General features: G+C 56.0%; 17 protein-coding genes. 7 read left to right on the plus strand and 10 right to left on the minus strand.

Translation table 11 applies throughout. The annotated features are described in order from the left end of the window. The first annotated feature begins 10 nt into the window (after positions 1-10). Positions 11-991 carry a nucleoside triphosphate pyrophosphohydrolase gene (gene mazG / locus SH661x_RS15025; protein ID WP_437222931.1) on the plus strand — a complete coding sequence of 327 codons (981 nt, stop codon included), beginning with the start codon at positions 11-13 and terminating at the stop codon, positions 989-991. A gap of 17 nt (positions 992-1008) precedes the next feature. Here the strand turns inward: mazG and SH661x_RS15030 are convergent, their stop codons facing one another. The 9 genes from SH661x_RS15030 to SH661x_RS15070 form a co-directional block, all read right to left on the minus strand. Then, a complete protein-coding gene (locus SH661x_RS15030) occupies positions 1009-3429 on the minus strand; it encodes a sodium-translocating pyrophosphatase (protein WP_437231210.1) in 2421 nt (806 codons plus the stop codon). Between the two features lie 471 nt (positions 3430-3900). Further along, positions 3901-5331, minus strand: a complete 1431-nt coding sequence (locus tag SH661x_RS15035) for a DUF1501 domain-containing protein (protein ID WP_437222933.1) — start codon at positions 5329-5331, stop codon at positions 3901-3903. A gap of 30 nt (positions 5332-5361) precedes the next feature. Next, positions 5362-8808 carry a PSD1 and planctomycete cytochrome C domain-containing protein gene (locus SH661x_RS15040; RefSeq protein WP_437222936.1) on the minus strand — a complete coding sequence of 1149 codons (3447 nt, stop codon included), beginning with the start codon at positions 8806-8808 and terminating at the stop codon, positions 5362-5364. A 52-nt stretch (positions 8809-8860) separates the two neighbouring features. Then, positions 8861-9694 carry an alpha/beta hydrolase family protein gene (locus SH661x_RS15045; protein WP_437222939.1) on the minus strand — a complete coding sequence of 278 codons (834 nt, stop codon included), beginning with the start codon at positions 9692-9694 and terminating at the stop codon, positions 8861-8863. 2 nt (positions 9695-9696) lie between these two features. Beyond that, positions 9697-10116 (minus strand): hypothetical protein, encoded by a 420-nt coding sequence (locus tag SH661x_RS15050; RefSeq protein WP_437222941.1) that lies wholly within the window; start codon positions 10114-10116, stop codon positions 9697-9699. Between the two features lie 179 nt (positions 10117-10295). Further along, entirely contained in the window at positions 10296-11351 is a 1056-nt protein-coding gene (locus tag SH661x_RS15055; protein WP_437222943.1) for a DUF1559 family PulG-like putative transporter, read from the minus strand. A gap of 291 nt (positions 11352-11642) precedes the next feature. Further along, positions 11643-12056, minus strand: coding sequence for a hypothetical protein (locus tag SH661x_RS15060; protein WP_437222946.1), 414 nt, complete (start codon positions 12054-12056; stop codon positions 11643-11645). A gap of 162 nt (positions 12057-12218) precedes the next feature. After that, positions 12219-13205 carry a DUF1559 family PulG-like putative transporter gene (locus SH661x_RS15065; protein WP_437222948.1) on the minus strand — a complete coding sequence of 329 codons (987 nt, stop codon included), beginning with the start codon at positions 13203-13205 and terminating at the stop codon, positions 12219-12221. 177 nt (positions 13206-13382) lie between these two features. Then, positions 13383-14015 carry a GntR family transcriptional regulator gene (locus SH661x_RS15070; protein ID WP_437222951.1) on the minus strand — a complete coding sequence of 211 codons (633 nt, stop codon included), beginning with the start codon at positions 14013-14015 and terminating at the stop codon, positions 13383-13385. 238 nt (positions 14016-14253) lie between these two features. Here SH661x_RS15070 and SH661x_RS15075 point away from each other — a divergent pair, with 238 nt between their 5' ends. From SH661x_RS15075 to SH661x_RS15100, 6 genes are all read left to right on the plus strand, one after another. Beyond that, entirely contained in the window at positions 14254-15288 is a 1035-nt protein-coding gene (locus tag SH661x_RS15075; RefSeq protein ID WP_437222954.1) for a succinylglutamate desuccinylase/aspartoacylase family protein, read from the plus strand. Between the two features lie 166 nt (positions 15289-15454). Then, on the plus strand, positions 15455-16576 hold the full coding sequence (locus tag SH661x_RS15080; RefSeq protein ID WP_437222956.1) for a mandelate racemase/muconate lactonizing enzyme family protein: 1122 nt from the start codon (positions 15455-15457) through the stop codon (positions 16574-16576). A 315-nt stretch (positions 16577-16891) separates the two neighbouring features. Then, on the plus strand, positions 16892-18355 hold the full coding sequence (locus SH661x_RS15085; protein ID WP_437222958.1) for an MFS transporter: 1464 nt from the start codon (positions 16892-16894) through the stop codon (positions 18353-18355). A 408-nt stretch (positions 18356-18763) separates the two neighbouring features. Then, positions 18764-20137, plus strand: coding sequence for a hypothetical protein (locus SH661x_RS15090; protein ID WP_437222960.1), 1374 nt, complete (start codon positions 18764-18766; stop codon positions 20135-20137). A 329-nt stretch (positions 20138-20466) separates the two neighbouring features. Next, positions 20467-21111, plus strand: coding sequence for a 4'-phosphopantetheinyl transferase superfamily protein (locus SH661x_RS15095; RefSeq protein ID WP_437222962.1), 645 nt, complete (start codon positions 20467-20469; stop codon positions 21109-21111). A 131-nt stretch (positions 21112-21242) separates the two neighbouring features. Beyond that, positions 21243-22412: a hypothetical protein gene (locus SH661x_RS15100; RefSeq protein WP_437222964.1), complete on the plus strand. Its 1170-nt coding sequence runs from the start codon at positions 21243-21245 to the stop codon at positions 22410-22412. 27 nt (positions 22413-22439) lie between these two features. Here the strand turns inward: SH661x_RS15100 and SH661x_RS15105 are convergent, their stop codons facing one another. Further along, the gene (locus SH661x_RS15105) at positions 22440-22673 is read right to left on the minus strand and encodes a hypothetical protein (RefSeq protein ID WP_437222966.1); all 234 of its coding nucleotides are present in this window, start codon (positions 22671-22673) and stop codon (positions 22440-22442) included. Positions 22674-23382: the final 709 nt, after the last annotated feature.

Here is a 23382-nt window from a genome sequence, read left to right on the forward strand (position 1 = left end):
AGCCGCGAAGATGTTCAGGCGTTCCCGGCCCCCGCCCCCGCCCGGTCGGATGGATCTGTCCGACGCCACATTCAAACTTCACAAAGCGGTCTCCATGTCTGTTCCCGGCACCCCTCCCGATCCGGCTCGCCTGTCCGAGAGGTTCATTGAACTCTGCAACGTGATCGCCAAGCTCCGGTCCCCCCAAGGATGCCCCTGGGATCGGGAGCAGACGATGAAGTCGATCAAGCCCTACACTCTCGAAGAGACCTACGAACTCCTCGAAGCCATCGACGCCGACGACAACGCGGGGATTCAGGAAGAACTCGGTGACGTGTTGCTTCAAGTGGTTCTCGATGCACAGATCGCGGCGGACGAAGACCGCTTCACCCTCATTGAGGTGATCGAGGGGATTACCCAGAAGATGATCGCCCGGCATCCGCACGTCTTCGGCGATGCACAGGCATCCACAGCTGCGGAAGTGCGTGCCCACTGGGAACGAATCAAGAATGCCGAAAAGAAACGGGAGTCGGCACTGGACGGCATCCCGCTCGAGCTTCCCGCACTCGCCCGCGCTGCGCGGATCACCAAAAAGGCGGCTGCGGTCGGCTACGATTTTCCGCACCGGGCCATGCTCTTCGACAAACTCCGGGAAGAGATTGGGGAGCTCAAAGCCGAACTCGATCCGAATTCGGAGATGCCGGAAATCTCCGCCAGCGTCTTCATGGACCCGGTCCCCGACGAGCCCGTGACCGACGAGGCCCAGCGGGACCGGATTGAAGGGGAACTGGGCGACGTCCTGTTTGTGATCGCCAATATCGCCCGGCGATGGGGAATCAATCCTGAAGAGGCGCTGCGTCGTTCCAACGCGAAGTTCAGCGGACGGTTTCAGTTCATCGAGCGCGGCCTGGCCGCTCGCGGACTTTCGATCAAAGAGGCTTCGCTGCAGGAGATGGAAGCGCTGTATCAGGAACGCAAACGGGAAGAGCAGGCCGAGAAGAAATCGACCTGATCTTCCCGCAGAATCGGTCACACTTCCTTCGGAATCCGCATGGCGTAGAACGAGCGCCACACAAAGACCAGGGCGACCACCAGCATGACTGCCCCCACGTACGGGGTGTAATCGCTGCCTGTGCCGGCGTGTGCGGCTTCCTTGACGGCGATGGCGATTTCAACCGCCAGCATCCCGAACAGTGTCGAGAATTTGATGATCGGATTGAGCGCCACCGAAGTGGTGTCTTTGAACGGATCACCGACCGTGTCGCCAATCACAGTCGCTGCATGAAGAGGAGTGTTTTTCTCTTTCAGGTCGACTTCAACGAGCTTCTTCGCGTTGTCCCAGGAGCCCCCGGCGTTGGCCATGAAGATCGCCTGGAACAGTCCGAAGACGGCAATGGAAATCAGATAGGCCACGAAGAAGTTCGGGTCAAAGAACGCAAAGGCCAGCGTAATGGTCATCAGGGCAATGAAGATGTTCCACATCCCGGACTGAGCGTACTCCGTGCAGATCCGCACGACCTCCTTGGAGTCCTCGATGTTGGCCTCCTTCTTGTTCAGGTCGAAGTTCTTTTTGATATACGCCACTGCCCGGTAGGCTCCCGTGGTGACTGCCTGAATGCTGGCGCCGCTGAACCAGAAAATCACAGCGCCGCCGCAGATGAATCCCAGCAGAACAGGGGCATCTGTCAGTGCCAGCTGCAACATGCCCGCCTTCTGCAGCAGCAGTATGATCGAGAAAATCATCGTCGTGGCCCCGACGACCGCCGTGGCAATGAGCACTGGTTTCGCCGTGGCCTTGAAGGTGTTTCCGGCGGAGTCATTGGCTTCCAGATAGTGCTTCCCACCTTCGAAATCCGGAACGAATCCGAAGTCCCGTTCGATCTCCTGGCTGATCCCCGGAAGATGTTCTGTCTGAGCCAGTTCAAACACAGACTGCGCGTTGTCGGTCACCGGGCCATAGCTGTCGACTGCAATATTGACCGGCCCCATGCAGAGGAATCCGAACGCCACCAGTCCGAATGCGAAGATTGAAGCATCGGTGCCCATCACCTGATCGAGCCCCATCTGGCTCACGAAATAAGCCATCGTCATCAGTCCGGCGATCAACATGCCGTTCCAGAACGCGCTCAGATTTCCCGCCACCAGCCCCGACAGAATGGTCAGCGAAGCCCCCCCTTCGCGGGACGCGGTCACAATTTCCTGAACATGTTTGGAATGCGAACTGGTGAAGATCTTGGTGAATTCCGGAATCAGGACGGCTCCCAGCGTCCCGCAGCTGATGATGGCAGCCAGTTGCCACCACAGATTCGGCAGTGCTTTATCCACTCCATCGGCAGTGACAGTGAGGTCGCCAATCAGCAGCCAGCTCATCAGAAATGTGGTGGAGATGCACAGAGCAGAGGCGATCCAGATCAGCCGGGTCAGCGGTTCCTCGAAGTTGAACTCTTTGAGGCTGCGGTACTTCTTTTCGGAGATCGACTGGTTGACGAAGTACGAGACCCCGGACATGAAGTCCATGAGGAACCGGCTTGCAAAGATCCAGACGATCAGCTTGGCCTGAATGTCTGTATTAGGGACCGCCAGCGTGATGAACGTGATCAGCGCCACGCCGGTCACCCCGTAGGTTTCAAAGCCATCTGCCGTCGGCCCGACGGAGTCTCCGGCGTTATCGCCGGTGCAGTCCGCGATCACCCCAGGATTTCGGGGATCATCCTCTTTCACGTTGAACACGATTTTCATCAGGTCCGACCCGATGTCGGCAATCTTCGTGAAGATCCCCCCCGCGATGCGCAGGGCCGATGCTCCCAGAGACTCACCAATCGCGAATCCCAGAAAGCAGATTCCAACGATCTGCCGGGGAACGAAGAGAAGAATGATCACCATCATGATCAGTTCGAGAGAAATCAGAAACAGGCCGATCGACATCCCGGCCCGTAACGGAATATTAACGACGTCCCACGGACTGCCGGTCAGCGAGGCGAAGGCCGTCCTGGCGTTGGCATAGGTATTTACCCGGATTCCATACCAGGCCACCCAGTAAGAGCCCCCCATGCCGACCACCGAGAAGAGCAGCACCAATAGGGTGGTCGTCAGCGATTCCCCTTGGAGCACCAGGAAGTAGTAGGCCATGGCAGCTGCGATCAGCGCAAAGAGCAGGAGCAGAAAGCGTCCCTGCTGAATCAGATAGGTCTTGCACGTCTGGTAAATGATCTCGGCGACATTCAGCATCGATTGATGGGCAGGCAACGCGGCAATCTGAGACCGCAGCGAAAGACTGATCCCCAGGGTACCCGCAATCACAAAAGACCCGATAAACAGCAGCCACCATCCGGAGATGGTCATGAAGAAGAGGTGAAACTTTCCCTCGTGCAGATCCGGGATTTTCAGGTTCGCTTCACTGGCGAGGGCTGGAGAAGAGAGACAGAAGAAAACCGCCAGCAACATCATCATCCACTGCGTGACCTTCATTGGATCATTCTCCGTCAGAGATCTCTGCACTGAAAAATGGAGGCCGGCATTCGAACCGCCGGTCGCCGATGAATGGAAATTGAATATAAACGCTTGGTGATATGATGAAAAGTAGGGGAATTTGAGATTCCCGGCAGTGAGGAATCCCGGCGAAGAATCTGGCCGGGACGCTGAGAGAAGCAGCGTCAGGCGTACCGGGATTTCCGGGGAATACCGCAGCTTGAAAAGACGGCTGAGCGAATAAGTCGCGTTGGAAGTGGAGCCACCGAAGACTCCGCAAGACGATCGATCGCTATCAGCCACAACAGATCGCGCATCGCAGCAGAGCGACCTGAGAAGCTCTCCTCACGGAGTGAATCACTCTCGTGCAGTGAACAAAGAGAACATCACAGGCAGCATGATTTCGCGCCTGTGATGTTCGCGTTTAAACGACGAAATGAAGGCCACGTGCGCTCAGACGGTCGCCCTCTTGTCGATGATGTCATGGATGACATTGCCAAAGACATCGGTGAGCCGGAAGTCGCGGCCTGCGTAACGGTAGGTCAGCTTCTCGTGGTCGAAGCCCAGAAGGTGCAGGATGGTCGCGTGGAAGTCGTGCACGCTGGTCGGTTTGTCGATCGCTTTGAAGCCAAAATCGTCCGTCGCCCCGTAGGTCGTTCCCCCCTTCACTCCGCCCCCAGCCATCCAGACGGTGAAGCCGTAGTGATTGTGGTCGCGCCCCAGTTGCGACTTTCCTTCACCGTTCAGTTCGACGGTGGGTGTCCGCCCGAATTCTCCCCCCCAGAGGACCAGGGTGTCTTCGAGCATGCCACGCTGTTTCAGATCTGACAGTAAAGCAGCAATGGGCTGGTCAATCTCGGCAGCCAGCGTCCGGTGATGAGAATTCAGATTTGCATGATCGTCCCACGGTTGCCCCGCGCCATGCCAGAGCTGGACATACCGAACTCCACGTTCCAGCAGCCGACGTGCAATCAACGTCTGTCGACCATGAACTCCCTGGCCGTACATCTCCAACATGTGCTGAGGTTCCTGCTGAAGATCAAACGCGTCCGCAGCCTCCATCTGCATCCGGAAGGCGAGTTCAAACGACTGAATACGGGACTCAAGCCGGGAATCGTTACGGGTGTGTCGATGTTCGGCATTCAGGGATTCGAGCAGGTCCAGCTGGCGACGCTGAATTTCACGCGAGGCGTGCGGACTGCGAATGTTCTCGATCAGCTTTTCGATCTGGGTATGTTGCGGATCGACATACGTCCCCTGAAACGCCCCTGGAAGGAACCCAGACTGCCAGTTTGAAGTCCCTTTGACTGGGAGGCCGCTGGGACACATCGCGATGAAGCCCGGAAGATTCTGGTTTTCCGACCCGAGTCCATACAACGTCCACGCACCGACGCTGGGCCGGGAGAGAACGGAATCCCCGCAGTTCATCAGCATCAACGACGGTTCGTGATTGGGAACCTGCGCGTACATCGAGCGAATCACCGCAATATCATCGATATGAGCGGCAGTCTTTTCGAACAGCTCACTCACTTCGATGCCGCTTTCACCGTACTTCTTGAACGAGAAAGCGCTGGGGAAGGCGGCACCGGTTTTTCGCTCCGTCGCCAGGCTGACCGGGGGAGCCTGCCCTTCATATTTCTTCAGCAGCGGCTTTGGATCGAATGTGTCCAGATGCGACGGACCACCATTCAGAAAGAAGTGCACAACGCGCTTGGCTGTCCCGGGGAAATGGGGCTGTTGAACGGTCTCTCGAGTGGCTCCCTGTACGAGCTTCCCGGGGGTGGCCAACAGGCTGGCGAGTCCCAGACTCCCCAGTCCCATTCCCGATCGCTGCAGCATCGCGCGACGGGAGAATGCGGAGAAGTCTGAAAAAGAATTCAACATGAGTACCCTCTCAACTCTGTCCAGCTGCCGTTAATCGACAAACAGGAATTCGTTCGACAGCAAAAGGACCTGAGCCAGCTGCTCCCACGGCTTCAGGAGTCCCGTCGACGGTCCGATGAAATCACGCTTGGAGTTCCAGTTCTTTCCGGCAGACACGTCATTCGCAGCACCGGCCGTGACCAGTTTCTCGTGGATCGAAACCGTCCAGAGATATTGATCGTTGTTCAGCTGACCGTTGACATCCACAACAAAGTCCAGCGTTTCCCCCGCCTGGACCTGGACCGACTCGATGGTGGTCGACTGCGAGGAATTGTGCAGCAACGACTGGTTCAATAATCCACTTCGGCTGGAAATGATCCAGCAGCGGATTCCGTTTCCGTTCGCCACCTCATGCTTGATGATCGACTCCACGGCGACCACTCCATCCTGCGGGGCAGTCCAGCGGCGAATGACCGCATGCTGGTGATCGTTCCCAGGGTGACCTCCTTCAGCGGTCAGCTGCGCCCATCCCAGAGCAGCGTCCGGGAACTGTGCTCCTCCCTGCCAGGCATGTCCGTTGAAGTAGGGCAGGGGAGTAAAGGTTTCAACGCCTGTTCCCGAACTGTTCACGGCTCCATAGCCGTACTGCCACGCCAGCTGTTCCGGGGACATGGTCGGCTGCTCTTCGAGCTCGCTGGTCGCAAGAAAACGCAATGCAGCCTCTCGCTGGGAAGCGGTCGGCCCACGCTGCAGAACCGTCTCAAAGAGTGCCGTCACTTTTTCGGTCTGATCATCGCCATTTATGGATTCGATGAGGCCTGCCAGGTGCTTGGCACGGGCCGCGACGAATGGGTGGTTGAGTGCAAACAGCGCCTGCTGAGGAACCGTCGTTTCAGACCGCTCCGGGAGATGCAGGTCGGGATTCGCAAAGTCGAAAACCCGGAACACGTCCGGCAGGTGCTCACGATCAATGAATCCATAGACGGTCCGCCGTTGAGGCCCATCCGGGGATGCAAATAGCGTGCTTCCACGTCCCCCTGCGGTAAGGTCCAGTTCGCCCGAGACCGCCAGCATCGAATCACGAACCTCTTCGAACGTGAGCCGATGGGAATTCATCTTCCAGAGCAACCGGTTTTCCGGATCGACATTCTCTGCCCGGTGCAGCACTGCAATGTCTGCCGGACCGGTCGACTGCTGCTGATAGGTCGACGAAAGCAGGATCAGCCGGTGAATCGACTTTGTACTCCAGCCGTTTTTGATCAGCTGCGTAGCGAGCCAGTCGAGCAACTCCAGATGTTCCGGACGGGGAGCCCGTGTGCCGAAGTCGCTGGGCGTGGGGACAAGTCCGGTGCCGAAATGATGCTGCCAGATGCGATTGACCCAGACGCGGGCGGTGAGCGGGTTATCAGGGTCGACAATCCCTTCCGCCAGTTCGCGTCTGCCGCTACCACCCTGAAACGGCTGGCGCTGCGAGCCTCCAATGATGAGCGGAAGCTGTCTGGGAACTTCATCCCCTTTCACAGCGGGATTCCCGCGACGGAAGATGCGCGGCTCCTCGATCAGTTTTCGATCGACCATCCGCAGTGCGAAAGGTGGCGCGTTCGGTCCATCGAGCAGATAGCTTTCGATCTCTCGCTGAAACTTCCAGATCTCTTCGAGTTCAGAACGGGTTGCGAAATACGGACCGATGGACGTGAGGTGTTCATTGGGAACCTCACACGGCGAATCGTCTCCGTAGAGCACCAATCGAAGTTGTTCGCGAGACTCGTCCTGGAACCGTTCTGGCGGGGGAGTGCCGGCTTCCTTCGCAGCCGCGAGTTCCGCCTCCCACTCCTGTCGAATTGTGCTCAGCAGGCTTCCATAGCGTTCTGCGACTTCCTGCATGGATGTCGGTGGCACTTCAAACAGCCCCAGCACCAGCGGGTTCACACGACTCTGCTCTGACGTACGCAAAGATTCTGTCACCTGAACCGCTTTGGCTGCGAAATCCTCAGCAGGCAGAGACTCGAACTGATGCCACGGCACAAAGACGGGATTCTGATTCAGCTGCGTCCTTCTCAGGTAGGCGTTCAGACTATGAACGTAGACGGGGAAGAGATCTTCTACAGCGATGATCTGTGAAAAGGGAATGTTCGGATAATCACCCAACTTCAGCTGCGCAGCGAGATAATCGGAGATTCGACTTCTCATGCGGTCCGCGACCTTTTTGCGGTACTTCGGAAGCGCTTCGTCGAACAGCTGCTGTCGTTTCTTCAACTCCGCGAGGAATTCGGGTGTGGCCGTTTCTTCCAGCGAACAGGCAGGCACAATCTGCTCCACGCTGTTACCGAGCACACCGTACATCGAATAGTAGTCCGCAGTTGGAATCGGATCGTACTTGTGATCGTGGCAACGGGCGCAGCCGATCGTCAGCCCCATCGTTGTCCGGCCAATGACGTCGATCCGGTCGTCGATGATGTCGTGGTCATTTCCCAGGAAACGACGCCCCAAAGTGAGAAATCCCATCGCGACCTGAGAGGCGGGATCGTCAGCTGCAATCTGGTCAGCAGCGATCTGCAACTTCAGGAACTGGTCATACGGAAGGTCGTCATTGAATGCCTTGATGACCCAGTCACGGTACACGCTGGAGTGCACAAACCGGTTGATTTCCCAGCCGAACATGTAGCCTTTGGTGTCGGAATACCGGGCGAGATCAAGCCACTTTCTTCCCCAGTGCTCTCCGTAACGGGGAGATTCGAGGAGTTGCTCGACCAGCTTTTGATAGGCCTGGGGATCAGAATCGTTAACGAACGCGTCGACCGCTTCCTTTGTCGGGGGAAGTCCGGTCAGGTCATAGGTCAGTCGGCGGATCAGCGTGGCGCGATCGGCCTGCGGAGACATGCTCAGCGACGCTTCCTGCAGCTTCGCCAGTATGAAGTTGTCCACCGGCGTCCGAACACGGTCGGCACGGCCAGATTCAGGAGGAGTAAACTGTCCAACGGGCTGAAACGCCCAGTGAGTCTTCAGGTGCTCTTCATGCGTAGAATGGGATCGGACTTCCTTCGGCCAGGGAGCTCCAAGCTGGACCCACTTCTCGAGAATCGCCACCTGCTCCGCACTGAGAGGTTTCTCGGGTGGCATCTCGTAATCACCGGTCCGCCGCACAGCAGAAATCAGCAGACTCTGGTCAGGCTCACCGGGAACAATCGCTGGACCGGTGTCTCCTCCGCTCAGAATGGACTGACGTGAGTCGAGACGAAGGCCGGCCCACTGCTTCTTTTCCCCGTGACATTCGCCGCAGGCACTGATCAACAGAGGACGGACAGAGGTTTCGAAGAACTCAAGCTGCTCACTCGAAAACTCCGGGGACGCCCCCTCGGACCCCGGGGTCAAATTCTCTGCGTGAAGAGATGTCAGTCGACAGTAAGTGACAATCCCGAACACCACTCGGAAAACGAGTCTACTGCCCTTGAACTTCTGGTTGATGCCGATCATTGGCTCCTCGGCGGGTGTCAGCATGCAATCCGGGTTGCCGTATCGCAGCTGCTAGTGTTTCAGGTCGGACGGGAATTCAGGGGGAGGGAGTCGACTGGGGAGTTTTTCGATTCGCTGCTTCGAGCATGAAATCCAGTGCAGCTCGCGTGTCTTCGTAGTTTGATTCATGCCCTCCTTCTTCACGATGAATGAGAAGTACAGGTCGTTCGAGTTGCTGAAGCACCGAAGCCAGTCGAATCACACTGCCGGGGGGAACAGCGGAATCTCTCCCGCCTGTCGTCAGCCCCACCGGCATGGTGAATCGTTCCGGCCAGTACTCGGCACTTCTCATTTTATATTGTTCGGGGATCTCAGACTTCTTTCCACCGAAAGATTCAGAAATCGCCTCCTGAAAGTTCTGATATTCCAGGTGATTCGCAGTTCCGTTGAGTGCCACCACTCCGCTGATGAGTTCCGGATGCAACGCGGTGAAAGTAAGAGCGGAACTTCCCCCCATCGACCCGCCGCAGATGAACACCCGCTTGATCTGATACTTCTCCTTCAGTTCCTGAATGATCTGGAGCACATCTGCTTCAGCGAGCGGTCCCATCCAGGACGTCTTTGCTCGATAATCAGGAGAGACAAACAGCATTCCGTGCTCCCGAGCAAAGTCCCTGACCCCACGACACTCATCCCGCTCTTGAGTTGCAAACTGCCACCGGTCACTGCCATGGCCATGAAGAGCGATTAACAGATCTCGCTGACGATCGGGAAAATCATCCGCAAAATCGAACAACACGTAGCTTTGGCGGCTCTGATCGATCCCCGAAACAAAACCGATATCCGCCGCATCACCGGCAGAAGCGAACTGCAGCCAGTTCGACAGAACGAACCACAAGACCGAAGTTGCAAATGAAACAACCAGTCGCATTGTCACTCCAGTCTGAAGTTCGAAGTATTAGCACCAAACTTGATCGTCACAGTTAATCCAGACGTCGATGATTCTTGAAACTTTTTAGGAATCTTCGAATCGGAAGGCACTGTCGGGGGAGCACCCGGATTTCCTGGCGGCACCACCGCCTTTGGGATGACCCGCACGGTGTAATCGCCGACAGGAAGCCTCGCGACATCATAATGACCGGACTCATCTGTGTGTGCTTGCACACCATCTCCGGTGCTTGCGCTGAAAAAGCTCAGCGTCACATCTTTCAGCGGGTCATTCCCAAGGAAAACCACACCTTCTAACGACCCGGTTTGACGGGACTCGCGATATTGGCTTCCGCACCCGACGAGAAGCAACATTCCAAACAACGAGGGAACCAGAAAACTCGAAACCATTTTTCGACAGAACATGACATGAACCCGCTTTCCTGTGACGTTGTTATATTCGAGACAACTATCAGCTGTGAGATGTCGCCATTCGCAAATATGACATTAACCAGAGATCATGTGATTCCCATTAACAATTATTGACGAGAATCACATCAGATCAAAGGAACGACTTTCGCGACTAGATTGCAACCTGGTAAAGATTAAAATTCAGAGAGAACCAATCCGTCATTCCTTGCACCAAGTCGTCGCAGGTTTTCCATGTCAATGTTTTCGCTGATGAAACGGACTGATCCATCTCCCAGCAGGCCGTGAATTCCCCCGACGTGAAAAGAATTGATAATCGTGCTGGGGTATGCTCCGTGCCCGGTCCCGTCAGCAACGGTTTGAGAGTTAATTCGGTAGTTGATATTCGTGATTCCAACGCCCCACACATTGCTTGCAGTTTCGACGTTTACCCCGTTCGCAGGGACGGGTCCGCCAAACTGGGCGCCGGTGTAGCCACCATAATATCCACTCCGTATATCGAATTTGTTCACTGTTCCGGACTGTTCGGACACCACGAGGGTGTTCGATGCCCCATCCGTCAGATCGCGAAGTCGAACATTCTCGTTATATAAAAACGTCCCATTGTTTGTCATAAATCCTTTATAACTAGGATTCTCGAATCCCACGATCTGAGACCCCGGGTACACGAGCGCACCTGACGATGTTGTTCCGTCGGCGGCCCCTGAAATCCCAACATACATGGGAACCTGAATTCCTTTCGGATAGGCTGTGGATTCGTTTATCCATCCGCCGCCAGCGGGAAACGACCCGTGCGGGATATGAGGTAAGGGGCTCGAAGGGCAAGAGTACACAGGAATCACCAAGCCCGTTAAATAGTCGAGATTTGTGCCAGCATCGCCAATGTAAGAGGCCGCCAGCGAAAGATTTAATTTGTTGTAAACGGACGACTGCTCCAACTGTGGAAAGATTCTCAGCCGCCAGTTGAAACCTGGTGCCGGACCACCGTTCGGTGGAATTGCAAGACCTCGCCCGTTCGACCCCAGAGGAAAACTGTTTGTCACATCAATGTAGTTATGAATCGCGAGTCCAATCTGTTTCAGATTGTTCTTACACTGCGATCGACGAGCCGCTTCACGTGCCTGCTGAACGGCAGGCAACAGCAATGCGATCAGCACCGCGATGATCGCGATCACCACTAGCAATTCAATTAACGTAAAACCACGAGAAATGTTTTTTCGATCGAGACTCATCTGCATCGGCTCCAATGAAGAAGAAACGAGAAATTGAACGTGAAGCAGTCATCTATTTCGTGAAATCAAAGCCAAAATTAAAAGTCAGTTGTGAATCTGTGTGGAGTTTCGCGTTGACGGAACAATCAGAAGCCAAAGCGATACCTGTCCAACACATCAATCACCAAAGGCAAAGCTCTCTAAGAAAGAACACCTACAGGGCGGGTGCTCTCGCTGCACCAGCCACCAGAAGACCCATTAACCTAAAACTTCATGCAGTAACTGGTTTGTAAAGAACCAGTTTCTCTCAGGTCATTTGGACGTTAATTCTATATTGTATTCCATATTTCTATCAACCGTGACAGCTATTTTCAACTGCGTCTTCGCATTATATCGCGAGTGAAGGTATTGCTCCGTCCCTGGCTTACCATCCGGGCCAACCAACGTTTTTGAGATTCGATAGCTATTTACGGAGATCGACTTCTCACCGGGTGAGAGCCGAACGCGATATTTTCCGTCAACAATGTCAGCTGCATATGTTCCGCCGATTCCATCTGTCGGAACGAAATCCATCATTCCGTTGGGCAATGGAGAACCATCCAGCGTCACAAGCCCGGTGACAGTCACCAGCTCAGGACCGCCTTGCTCTCCGGCACAACCTTGCAGAGAACACACACTTAACATCAATGAAAACGAAACCAGAACTGCTGAAACTCGAGACAACATGAACTTTAAACCTGCAGTGAACAAAACAGTGAGAATTAATAGCTGCCGTCGCTTTTGACAGCAGCACGTCGCCTACCGTGTGCCCGCAGACCGATTGTTTCTTATTGCTAATCTTCAGCCCGCCGCATCGCGAAATGCGGCGGACCGAAACATAAAACCTGCTTAGAACTCGCCCACAACTTCCCCACCCGCGCGGGTCCCCAGGGCATTAAACGTCCCGGTGTTCGTGTTGTTCGAAATAAACCGAACGGATCCATCCGCCAGTGTCACATGAGCGCCGCCTGTGTGCAGGCTGCGGGCGGAAAGGTTCATATGCTCTTGCTGATTTGCTGCGACAGGTGTCTGCGGTGTACGCGAGCAGGCGTTGTAGCCCAGGATGTCTGCATTCGGAGGATTGGGCGGATAAAGTGTTGAGAAGAGGGCAGTCATATGGACGCCGTTCCACATCAACCCTCGGAGGTCAATGTTCGTGGGACAGGCTGCGACAGCCTCACCGCCATTGACGGTCAGAATTTCGCCCATCAGGATGGTGTTGGAAGCGCCGTCGGTCACATCGCGCAATGCCGTCTTCGAGCGACAATGAAAGATTCCACCCGGAACTGCACCTGTCGAGTCGGTGTTGGTGTACTGGGCCCCCCAGTCGCGTGCTCCTGTGCAGCCAAGGTAGTTGGCATGAATGCCGTTCCCACCTGGATCAAGAAATCCCGCTGAAGGATCGGACGGGCAGAACATCGTTGGAATTTTCGCATCGCACAAGCCTGGAACGTACCAGGGGTAAACGGTCGACCCGCCAGACTGGGTCAGGGAGGCAAATTTCTGGTACAGGGCAGACTGGTCGATGAACGGAAGAATCATGGCCATGAAGGTCACTCGGTTCGTCGTTCCAGCCTCTCCTTCGTAAGGGGGGCCGTATCCGTTGATCACATTGAACATGCCGGGAGGGAAGACGTTATGAGTCTCGTGGTAGTTGTGCATCGCCAACCCGAGTTGCTTCAGGTTGTTTTTGCATTGCGATCGCCTTGCCGCTTCCCGTGCCTGCTGCACCGCCGGCAACAGCAGTGCGATCAGGACTGCAATAATCGCAATCACGACTAAAAGCTCAATGAGAGTAAAGCCACGCAGTTTTGGTTGCTTGCCGTAACAAGTCATGCCAAGTCTCCTGGAATTTAGAAAACAGACAGATCAAAGCCGTTGCAGAAATCGTCTTCAACGAAACATCCGTAACAAAATGCGCTCGACCGACCAGCAACTGCTGGGGCCCGAGCGCCTCAACTCAAAATTGCAACAGCCCGCGAATCAGCCCGCGATCTTTGACGTTCCCGCAAGTCAATCAATCTTCTCTTTCAGCAACTCGGTCGCTTCAGCCAGCGTGCCGGTTCGAAACGTCTCCAGCAGGAGCCGGTGCTCATCATAAAGATCCATGACGTTTGCGCAGCGGCGACGCTGTGTGCGACGGAAGTGGGAGCGAATGCGCCCCACCAGGAGTTCCCAGATCATCAGCAGGTCAGGCTCTTTGGCGCAGACGAGCAGATGATGATGAAAGGCAATGTCCATTTCGGCGATGGCATGGAAGTCTTCTGCTTCACAGGCCTGCCGCATCTGTTCCAGAATTTTTTCCCAGTGCTCAAAATCAGCAGGGGTCAGATCTTCGAAGATCTGTTCAAGAGCATGCACCTCAAGAGTCCGTCGAACCGTGAGCAGCACTCCTCGAGTCTCCTTCGGCGCGACAGGGGCGACCACCGCGCCGCAATTCGGGCGGGTCAACAACAGACCCTGAGTCGAAAGCCGCTGCACTGCCTCCCGGGCGGGACCTCTTCCGACTTGATAGCGCTTGGAAATTTCCGCTTCGGTCAGCCGGGCTCCTTCGGGAATTCGCCCCGAGAGAATCTCCAGCCTGAGTCGCCCGACGACATCGAGAGACTGATCGAAGGAACCGACCTTCAGTGCATTTGTCTTCATGTCAATCCGGTTCAAGTTCGAGTAAGCCCGGCGGGCCTACTTTGACTCATCGTCTGCAATCCCACCCAATTTTGTAATACAGAGTGAATGCATTGTCAACAATTGATCCCAGAAGCACGCACGAATGTCAATAATCGACATACGATTGTTGACAATCCATCCCAGATCACGTTCAATACAATTCCGAATCTGACATGCAAAGTGATCTACACATCCTCCAACTCTCGGAACTGCATCGATGGAACGAAAGATTGTTCGCCCCGCTCAGCTTGATCTCGACTCCCCTGGCCGACGCGATTACTGGCTGGCTCTGGAGCACGACAGCATCTGGGGAGACCACCTGATCCCTTTAACGGTGTGGGTCGGACCCGAAGCAAAGAAGGGGGAAGGGCTGGTCTCGTTCGGCTCGAATCACGGGAACGAATACGAAGGCCCCTGTGCTCTGAAAGGGCTCATGCGGGAAATTCGCGACGAAGATGTCAGAGGTCGTATCATTTTCATTCCTGTATTGAATCCGTCTGCATTCCGGGCTGGGACTCGAGAGAGCAACCGGCTGGATGATGGGGTCAATCTGAACCGGGCATTTGTCGATGGGGCGGGCACCACACCGGCGCTCAGCGGGATTACCCATCGTATTGCCGCGTTTGTCCGCGAATACATCTGGCCCCGCGTCCACATCGTCATCGACCTGCATTCCGGGGGGAACGTCGCCCGCTTCTCCTACTGTGCCAGTTTCCACCCAGTCGAAGATCCTGTCCTTTCGAAGAAGATTGAAGAGACAGCACGCTGGTTCGGCACTCCAAGTCTGATGGTGTACCAGAACGTCACGCCGGGGCTGCTCCCCAGTGAAGCCGAGCGTCTGGGCAAGATCACAGTGGGAACAGAACTCGGCTGGGGAGCCGCTGTGGACCCGGTGGGAGTCCGCTATGCCCGACAGGGCGTGCTGGCGGCACTCATTCGGAACAATCTCCTGAAAGGGGAAATTCAGCCCATTGATCATCACGCGGCCGGCACCCAGCGGAAGCTGGAAATGGTTGATCGCGAATGCTTCACGGTCGCCCCTTTCGATGGTCACTACGAGCCGATCCTGCAGTGCGGAACTCTGGTGAAGAAAGGGGATGTTGTCGGGCTGCTGCACGACTTCGACCATATCGACATGCCGCCATGGGAGGCCAAAGCAGGTGTGGATGGCGCTGTGCTGGCACAGGCCTGGGTGGCTCCCGTTCCCCGAGGCCAGCATATCGTCGTCGTGGGTCGTGTCATCGAAGACTAGAGCAGAATTGCGTCTTGAGAGCCCTGTGTTGTGGATTTTCAACTGTTGAAAATCCACCCCCTTCAGACAAAGCATTGCACGGTCAAACCTGGGACTTCGACGCCCGAGTTCACCGTCCTCTGCACCTGAATGATTCCGACCTGATCCTTATTCGAGTCCGATTTCCATGAAAATCACGCAAGTTGTCTGTCAGATCCTGCGCATCAAGAACGTCGAAAGCAAAACGGCGAGCAGCCAGGATTCCGTTCTGATCCGCATCCGCACCGACAATGGTCTTGAAGGTGTTGGTGAGGCGGATTCATCCCCGGAGATGGTCAAAGCGGTCATTGATGCGCCGTTCAGCCACAACATCGCTTCTGGACTGCGATCGCTCCTGATTGGGGAGAACCCGCTGGAGATTGATCGCATCTGGGAAAAGATGTATCGCCGCACCATGTATTGCGGACGTCGTTCAACGACGATTACCGCCATGGCAGCCATCGACATGGCGCTGTGGGATCTCAAAGGAAAGCATTTCGGAGAGCCCATTCACCGGCTGCTCGGCGGGAAGAAGCATGACCGGATTCAAGCTTACGCCTCCATTCTTTTCGGTAAGAATGGAATCGAGACGGCCCGTATCGGCGAACGCTGGCGGGAATACGGCTACAGCGCCGTCAAGTTCGGCTGGGAACCGATGGGCCAGAGTGAAGCGGTCGACATTGATCTGGTCAAGGGAGCCCGTAAAGGAGTGGGTGAAGACGGGACACTGCTGATTGACGCGGGTTGCGTCTGGGATGCCAGAACCGCCCTCGAGCGGGCGAAAGCGTTTCAGAAGCAGCGGATCGGCTGGCTGGAAGAGCCGCTGCATCCGGATGATTATGAAGGCTATCGCTGGCTCCGCGACCGCTCGCCGGTTCCCATTGCTTCCGGAGAGGAAGAATGCGGGCGCCAGTCGTTCCGCCCGTTGATTGATGGACGTTGCCTGGATGTCTATCAGGTCGACCTGTCGCGAAACGGCTTCAGCGAAGCAAACTATATCCGACAGAGAGTCGAAGAGATCGGCGCCCGGCTGTGCAATCACTGTTACACCAGCCCGGTGACCGTGGCAGCGAGCATCCATTGGCTGAGCACCTGCCGCGATGCCTTCATCTTCGAAGACTGTGTTGAAGACTCCCCGCTTCGTCATGAACTGACTCATGAGAAGATTCAAGCGGTGGACGGCTGGATTTCACCTCCCGATCGTCCGGGGCTCGGAGTGACCATCAACGAAGACTTCGTTAAGTCGACGCTGATTTCCGAATCGGTTTAACCGTCGCGTTGAAGAACATGAGCTGGTTTCATAACACTTTGTGATCGCGATTCGGGAGGGCGAAGCTCCTGCTGAGCCGCATGAAAGACCACGCGTTCACTGGCTTGAGGCTCGGCAGGAGCCTCGTCCTCCCAGTGATGAAACCGCCTCATAGGGGTGAGATGCGGAGGAATTCTGTTCCATCACGTTTCGCTGCACGCTTCAAGTGTGCAGCGAAAACGTCCGTTGTTGTGATCTTCAACGGACAGTGAGACGAACTGCAACTCGATGGGTGTCGCCAGCATTTTCGGGCTCCGTTGAGAGAAGGAGTTTCATTTGACTCAATCAGTGGAACCGGTCGATTCCGTTCTGCAGACGCCGACCTCTGTAACGGCAGAGCGTCGTCCCGCGGCAAATTACACTCTCTGGCAGTGGGTGGTCCTGGGGCTGATCTGCAGCCTGTCGATGATCACTTATCTGGATCGAGTCTGCTTTGGTGTCGCTGCGCCGTCTCTGGCGTCGGAGTTGAATCTTCGGAGCGTTGCGGAACTGAAGTGGGCCTTCACCGCGTTTGCAATTGCGTATGCGGTCTTTGAAATTCCGACGGGATGGCTGGGAGACCGCTGGGGTCCGCGATCCATGCTGATCCGGATCGTGATCTGGTGGTCGATCTGCACCGCATTGACGGGGCTGATCGGCCTGAAGATCGGAAGCTGGACCCTTGGAGGGCTGGGGACGCTGGTCTTGCTTCGCTTCTTATTCGGAGCAGGGGAGGCTGGAGCCTTTCCGAACATCTCCCGGGCCATCTACAACTGGTTCCCTTCGCACAAATGGGAGTTTGCCCAGGGACTGGTCTGGATGTCAGGGCGACTGATGGGGGGAATCACCCCGTTGATCTGGGCTCTGCTCGTGACCGGGACCACCTGGTCGCCGCCAGTCGTGAACTGGCGTGGAGCGTTTCTGCTGTTCGGGGTGCTCGGCGTCGTCTGGTGCGTCCTGTTTCGACTCTTCTTCACCGATCACCCCAGATCCGCGAATGGCGAGCCTGTTCATCCTGTCTCAGGCCAGAGTGCCGGCTCACACGCACACGGAGCCGTCCCCTGGAAGTGGCTGCTGACGAATCGTGAACTGCTTGCGCTCTGCGCAGCGTACTCGTTCGTGAACTACGGCTGGGCATTCAACATCACCTATCTGCCAGCGTACCTGAAAGAACGTTTTCCCGACCCGTCGTCGTCGACACTGATCGCGATCTACACGGGAGCCCCCCTGTGGGTGGGAGCAGCTGGTTGCGTGATGGGCGGGTATTGCGTTTCTTGGATTGACGCCCGTCTGGGGAATCGACGTCAGTCCCGCTGTGTCGTCGGGATGCTCGCGATGCTGGCGTGCGCAGGCTGGTGGGGACTGGCGAGTCAGGCAGACAATCTGCACCTCTTCTGCATCAGCGTGGCGATGGCAGCCTTCTGCGTCGACCTGACGTTAGGCGCCGCATGGGCCACCTGCCAGGACATCGGGAGAACCCATACCGCGGTTGCAGCCGCATTCATGAACACCGTGGGGACACTGGGAGCCGCCTTCGCAGGCTGGGTGACAGGTTCACTCGTCGAGAGAGCGATCCACCAGCTTGCTGCCCTCAGTAACGTTTCTTCTTCCTCGATGTCAGAAGAACTTCGACATCAGGGGACCCTGAACGGATTCCACTTTGTGTTTCTGACGTACGCTGCCGTTTATGTGCTGGCTGCGGTCTGCTGGTTCGTGGTGATGAGAAACACCTCTGAGAACGCCGACCCAGCTTCCCGTTGAGGCCGAGGCGGATCGCCCGGCCGTTCAGCCACTCCACGAATGAACCAGGCCCTCGATGTAGGGTCACTGCGATGAGTTGGCCGTCAGTCAGAAGCGGCGGCTTCCGAATTCACGCGACGCGGGCGATAGTCGCGACCGATGTTCCTGTCGGAGAGCTGTTTCCGCATTTCCCAAGCGAAGCATCTTCCCAAAGATGCTTACTTCACGCTAACCTGAATCTGTGTACAACCGCCAATCACAGCCAGGTCATGCACAAGTGCAGTTTTGCGAGACTTCCAACGGACTCGTTCCGCAGGTAGTGACAGGGAATTTCATGGGGTGAGAAACTGAGTCGCCTGCGCGCGGCAGTCCGAACTGGTCGAGAGCAGCCGGCCCCTGACGCCTTCACTCATAGGAAATGTCTTAATCATGAATCCGGGTCTGCCGCTCGCCGACGTCAACTTGGACCCCTCATTATCCGCTCCGTTCCCGGAGACGTGCAATCGCCTCCCGCTGGCTCCGATTGAGACTTTTCTGCTTCGCAATGACAGTCCTGCCCACCCGATGGTGTTCCGGGTGTTGCTGCAGTTCGACGGTCCGGTCAACAGGGATCTGTTGACCAGCACCTTCGACATGGCCATTGCACGCCAGCCTTTGCTTCGAAGTATTGTTCGGAGTGAAGGGGATTCGAAGGTCTGGACGCTGGCCGACAGCATTCCCACGCTGCAGTGGCGGACCGGAAATCAGAGTCCCGAGGAGATTGTTCAGACTCCCATTCAGCCGATTCGACTCGCCGAAGTCGCGGGAGTTCGCTGCGAAGTCTGCCCGTTTGCAGACGGAATCATCATTCTGCTCGATATCCACCATGCCTGCTGCGACGGTCAGGGAGCCCGGCAGTTTTTGTCGGAATGGCTGGCGAACTATCACACGCTGCACACTTCCGACCGTCCGAAGCTGACGCCGCTGGAGTTTGGGCAACTTGCCACCCGCGCCGGTTATCGACTTCCGACTCCCCCGATCGGAACCTGGGAAGGGCTGAGAAATCTCTTTCTCACCGTGCGGGGCAGAACGATTCGCCTGAAGGAAGTTCATCCCCAGTCGACCGCCCCTGATCATCTTTGCGAGCAATCGCTCTCCCCGGATCAGACCGCCAGGCTGCGGGAATGTCTGAAGCGAAACAGATTCAGCATCAATGACATTGGACTCTGTGCCTCGTTTCTGGCGTTTACGGAATGCCTTCCTCAGGCGTCCCGACGGGGATTCATCACGTTGATGCATCCGGTCGATCTTCGCTGGCCATCGGATCTTCGTACACCCGCCTGTAACAGAGTCGGCGTTTCGTTCCTGCGTCGAAAGCGGAGCGCATGTCGAAATCCACAGAAGCTCCTGCAAGGTCTGCGTGATGAAATGAAGTACATCAAGCAGCGTTACGTGGGGGCCGAGTTTCTCAGGGGACTCGCTGCGACCGAGAAGACTCCCGGATTGACGGACCGGATTCAGGGCTGGGGCTGGTTCGTCCCGACGCTGCAGTTCACATGCCTGGGGGACACCACCCGCGCGATGCACCATCGCTTCAACCAGGATCCGGACGGAGTCATCAACCTGGCAGGAATGAGACTGGACCGGATTTCCGGATTCATGCAACTGGGGTCGTTTCTCCCGCTGAGCATTGCAGCCTGTGAAACCAACGAGCGGCTGACATTGACCGCCCGGGCAAGTTCTCAGCATTTCGATCTGACTGAGGCACAGCAGTTCCTTTCTGTCTTTGTCGAGAAGATGATCCAGTCAGGGACGGACGAGTGACTCCCTCCCTGCAGACCGCTGTTCGACGCGAAATTGAGTCCGGCTCGGTCCTGATCTGGCTGCTGCAGGATGAAACGGACCGTTCTCTCGATTTGAGCGTACTCTCTGCAGCGGAGCAGCAGCGGGCCGCCCAATATCGGATCCCGGAGAAACGGCGGCAGTTCCAGTTTACGCGTGTCGCTGGACGATCGTTGTTCGGGTCCCTGCTGGGAACTTCGCCGGAAAGCGTTAACTGGTCGATTTCCGGGCCCCCGAAAGTCGACGCTGCCGAGCAGTTGTTTCCCATTGCGACGAGCATTTCACACTCGGGGCCGGTCACCGCAATCGCAGTGGCGAAGGCCGGAACGGGGATCGGGGTGGACATCGAGATGGAACCGGAGGCGATCAACCTCGCAGCACTTTCGACTGTGGCACTCTCGGAACGGGAAAAATGGGCGTTTGAAAAATGTCCAGAATCGCTACGGAAACAACTCCTTCTTCTGATCTGGACGATGAAAGAAGCCACCTTAAAATCGTTGCAGCGAGACGAAATTCCGGGCATGAAATCAATCGAAATCGACTTGAGAGGTCGCGAATGGAATCCGCCGTCAGACTTTTCTGAATTGAATTTCATCAGGTACTCTTCAAAGGTTTTGGACGACGTACAATCAGTCTGGGCGAAATCCTTGACTTTCCAGTTTCCGGGAGGGCCGAGCATATCAGGGGCGATTGCCTGCAGAGAAAGAGGAGCCGAGAAGATTCAATGTGCGGCAAAAAACGCCAGACAGAACTGGAAAATGGAGCCTGCTCCGGAAATTGCCGCCTTGGCAGGGAATTCGCATCAGCACATTGCTGCTTTTACCTGTCGGAATTTGGATTATTTGGCCGGCGAAACAAACTCGACTCCCCACACGTCTGAGAGACAGGATACCTTGAATTCTGATTCAGTTGGACATTCGTCGGGTTCTGGACCGGGGAGTCCCCGAGAGAATTGACTTCATCCACAAAAATCCGCTCGAATCTCTAACTTTCCGAGTTTCGAGTGAATTGATTAGACGAAAATGACATCAACCTCGAAATCGAGGCGATGTCGTGCCCCTCGATCAGGGGCAGATGGGAGATGGCTGTGAATCGTTCAGGAATTTTTATACTGGTCACCGTTCTGGCAGTTGTGGCCAGCGTCGTGATTGTCGTTGGTAAGCAGATCCCCGCAGATGAGTTGCAACTGCTGCTGACGAAAGGAGTCGTCCCGGCGACACTGATCGGCCCGGGGAAAAAAGCCCACCGTGCTCCTCGTGCAGCCTCCCCCGCGACCGGCGAGGCGAGTAAAGACGCCGAACCGGTCGTCCGCACCGATGAAGAGCTGGCCGCTGTGCTGGCCGCATTGCCGATCCTTCAGGAAATCCCCTGGCAGCCGTCAGACATTGCGTCCCTGTTTTCTCGTCAGGATTCACGCCCATGTCGCTTATTGCCACCTGACGTGCCCGTCGATCCTGCTCTGACTACCGGACTGCCCCAGGAGGGAGAGCAGATCAGCCAGCGTTCAACAGCCTTTCTGGTGGGCCTGAGCATGGACGCTAAAGCCCGGGCCAAGATGCCAAGTGTCTCGAAGGCCACAATCGAGAATTACCTTGCACAGCACCTACTCGCCATTCAGCCTGAGATCTGTCAGACCCGGAATGGAGACTTTCTCTTTACGGGAAACGTCAGTGCAGCCTTCTTTTCCAAACTGCGATACTCCTCAACAGAAGAGCCTGAACCGATGATTCGGGATGCCGTTCAGAGCTTTCGTGTTCTGGGAGTTCTGCCGCCGACCGCTTCGGGTGACCAGAAGATTCCGATGCCCAGAACGCTCGTCATGGCATTCAAATATACGCGCGATGCCCAGGACGCGGCGACACAACTCAACGGTCCGCGCGATGAGTATGAACTGATTTTCGTGCATCTTCTCCCGCAGGTGCAGGACGAGCGGCTCCTGACTCCTTCTCTGGCAGTCTTCACCACAACCAACGGTTGCAAGGAATTTCAGGAGTTGAACATCGCCAGTAACAGCCTGGGGCGCAATGAGCCGACCGTCATGGCATCAATCCGGTTTCAGAATTACAAGCTGATGGGGGTTTATCCCGCCGATCCGATTGTCACCGGTCTGTCGAACAAGATTCGTGGCAGTCTGAGTGTGGAGCAGCTTCGGAATCGTCTGGAGGGGCGCGCGGGTGAGCGTGCAACGTCGCTGGAAAGTGTCTTGGATCAACTTCATCTTCGGCCTGAAGTTGCGAATCTCTCCGCAAAGCCATAATTGCAGGCAGGCCGGTCCGGGCGTCCGCTACTGTTGCTTGGTCTCTTCGTTCGACTGCATGGAAATGGGTTCCAGTGCATCGGGCATGTCCATGGCTGTCAGGCGATTGACGATTCGCTGAAACAGTGATGAGTCGCAGGTCACATGCAGCATGGTGACAATCAGTCCTGCTGCGAGCATGGATACCGCCAGAGCGCCTTCTGTCAGCGCGGTGGCGACCTCAAGGATGAGACTTCCCAGCGTAATTAAAATGCGGAACATGCCACGGACTCCATTCGATTTTCAACATTGCACCGAAGACCAGCGTGTCTGCTCGTCGGGCAATTCTGAGCGCTGCCCTCGAACTGCTGGTCACAGTTGAGGTGATCTCTTTCCATGATCACCCCCCGTTTTCTGCAATGCCATCAGAAAATCGCAGATGACGACGAAGTTCATGGCAAATGTCGAACTCGTCTTGAACGTCCACAGTCCTCAGTTCCCATTGCATCGGTGCGGCTGCTGCCTGTTGTCGAAGTGCAATGCTCTGATCGCAGGAGGATCGCCCCGCAGAGCTGCGACGACAGCTTTCAGAAAAATTCAAAATTGCCGAACCTTCCGGAAATTGATCTTGTCCAGAAAGTCGGTTTTGCAAGAATACCAGTGTCGTTCCGAGCCCTACGCAGTTCGGAGTTACCCGAAGCCCGTGAGGCAGCCGGATGTTGGCTAAGCCGGCAGAAACGGGATGTCTGGAATTGAAAGGAGGTGGTCCTGATGCAATCTGAGAGTTGTAGCCAAACACGAGGTGGTACTGTCTAAGACAGTCGGCGGGCTGTCGTCGACAGCCACCGGGAGAGTGGTGCCGAATCTGGCTTCGGCGTTAAGTAATTCTCACTCTCCAGCTGCGATTTCTATTGCAGCACCCTCGGGATCACAGATCCTCGAGTGATATGGGGCTCGGCTTTCGAAAGAAAGCCGAGCCTTTTTTGTTGCT

Source organism: Planctomicrobium stercoris (genome assembly GCF_051465655.1).
GTDB lineage: Bacteria > Planctomycetota > Planctomycetia > Planctomycetales > Planctomycetaceae > Planctomicrobium.

Excerpts from the sequence above, each read along its gene's own strand:
- SH661x_RS15070 (WP_437222951.1), bottom strand. The coding sequence starts at position 14,015 with ATGAAGACAAATGCACTGAAGGTCGGTTCCTTCGATCAGTCTCTCGAT.
- SH661x_RS15075 (WP_437222954.1), top strand. The coding sequence starts at position 14,254 with ATGGAACGAAAGATTGTTCGCCCCGCTCAGCTTGATCTCGACTCCCCT.
- SH661x_RS15035 (WP_437222933.1), bottom strand. The coding sequence starts at position 5,331 with ATGTTGAATTCTTTTTCAGACTTCTCCGCATTCTCCCGTCGCGCGATG.
- SH661x_RS15105 (WP_437222966.1), bottom strand. The coding sequence starts at position 22,673 with ATGTTCCGCATTTTAATTACGCTGGGAAGTCTCATCCTTGAGGTCGCC.
- SH661x_RS15030 (WP_437231210.1), bottom strand. The coding sequence starts at position 3,429 with ATGATGATGTTGCTGGCGGTTTTCTTCTGTCTCTCTTCTCCAGCCCTC.
- SH661x_RS15050 (WP_437222941.1), bottom strand. The coding sequence starts at position 10,116 with ATGTTCTGTCGAAAAATGGTTTCGAGTTTTCTGGTTCCCTCGTTGTTT.
- SH661x_RS15055 (WP_437222943.1), bottom strand. The coding sequence starts at position 11,351 with ATGAGTCTCGATCGAAAAAACATTTCTCGTGGTTTTACGTTAATTGAA.
- SH661x_RS15065 (WP_437222948.1), bottom strand. The coding sequence starts at position 13,205 with ATGACTTGTTACGGCAAGCAACCAAAACTGCGTGGCTTTACTCTCATT.
- SH661x_RS15040 (WP_437222936.1), bottom strand. The coding sequence starts at position 8,808 with ATGCTGACACCCGCCGAGGAGCCAATGATCGGCATCAACCAGAAGTTC.
- SH661x_RS15080 (WP_437222956.1), top strand. The coding sequence starts at position 15,455 with ATGAAAATCACGCAAGTTGTCTGTCAGATCCTGCGCATCAAGAACGTC.
- SH661x_RS15045 (WP_437222939.1), bottom strand. The coding sequence starts at position 9,694 with ATGCGACTGGTTGTTTCATTTGCAACTTCGGTCTTGTGGTTCGTTCTG.
- SH661x_RS15090 (WP_437222960.1), top strand. The coding sequence starts at position 18,764 with ATGAATCCGGGTCTGCCGCTCGCCGACGTCAACTTGGACCCCTCATTA.
- mazG (WP_437222931.1), top strand. The coding sequence starts at position 11 with ATGTTCAGGCGTTCCCGGCCCCCGCCCCCGCCCGGTCGGATGGATCTG.
- SH661x_RS15060 (WP_437222946.1), bottom strand. The coding sequence starts at position 12,056 with ATGTTGTCTCGAGTTTCAGCAGTTCTGGTTTCGTTTTCATTGATGTTA.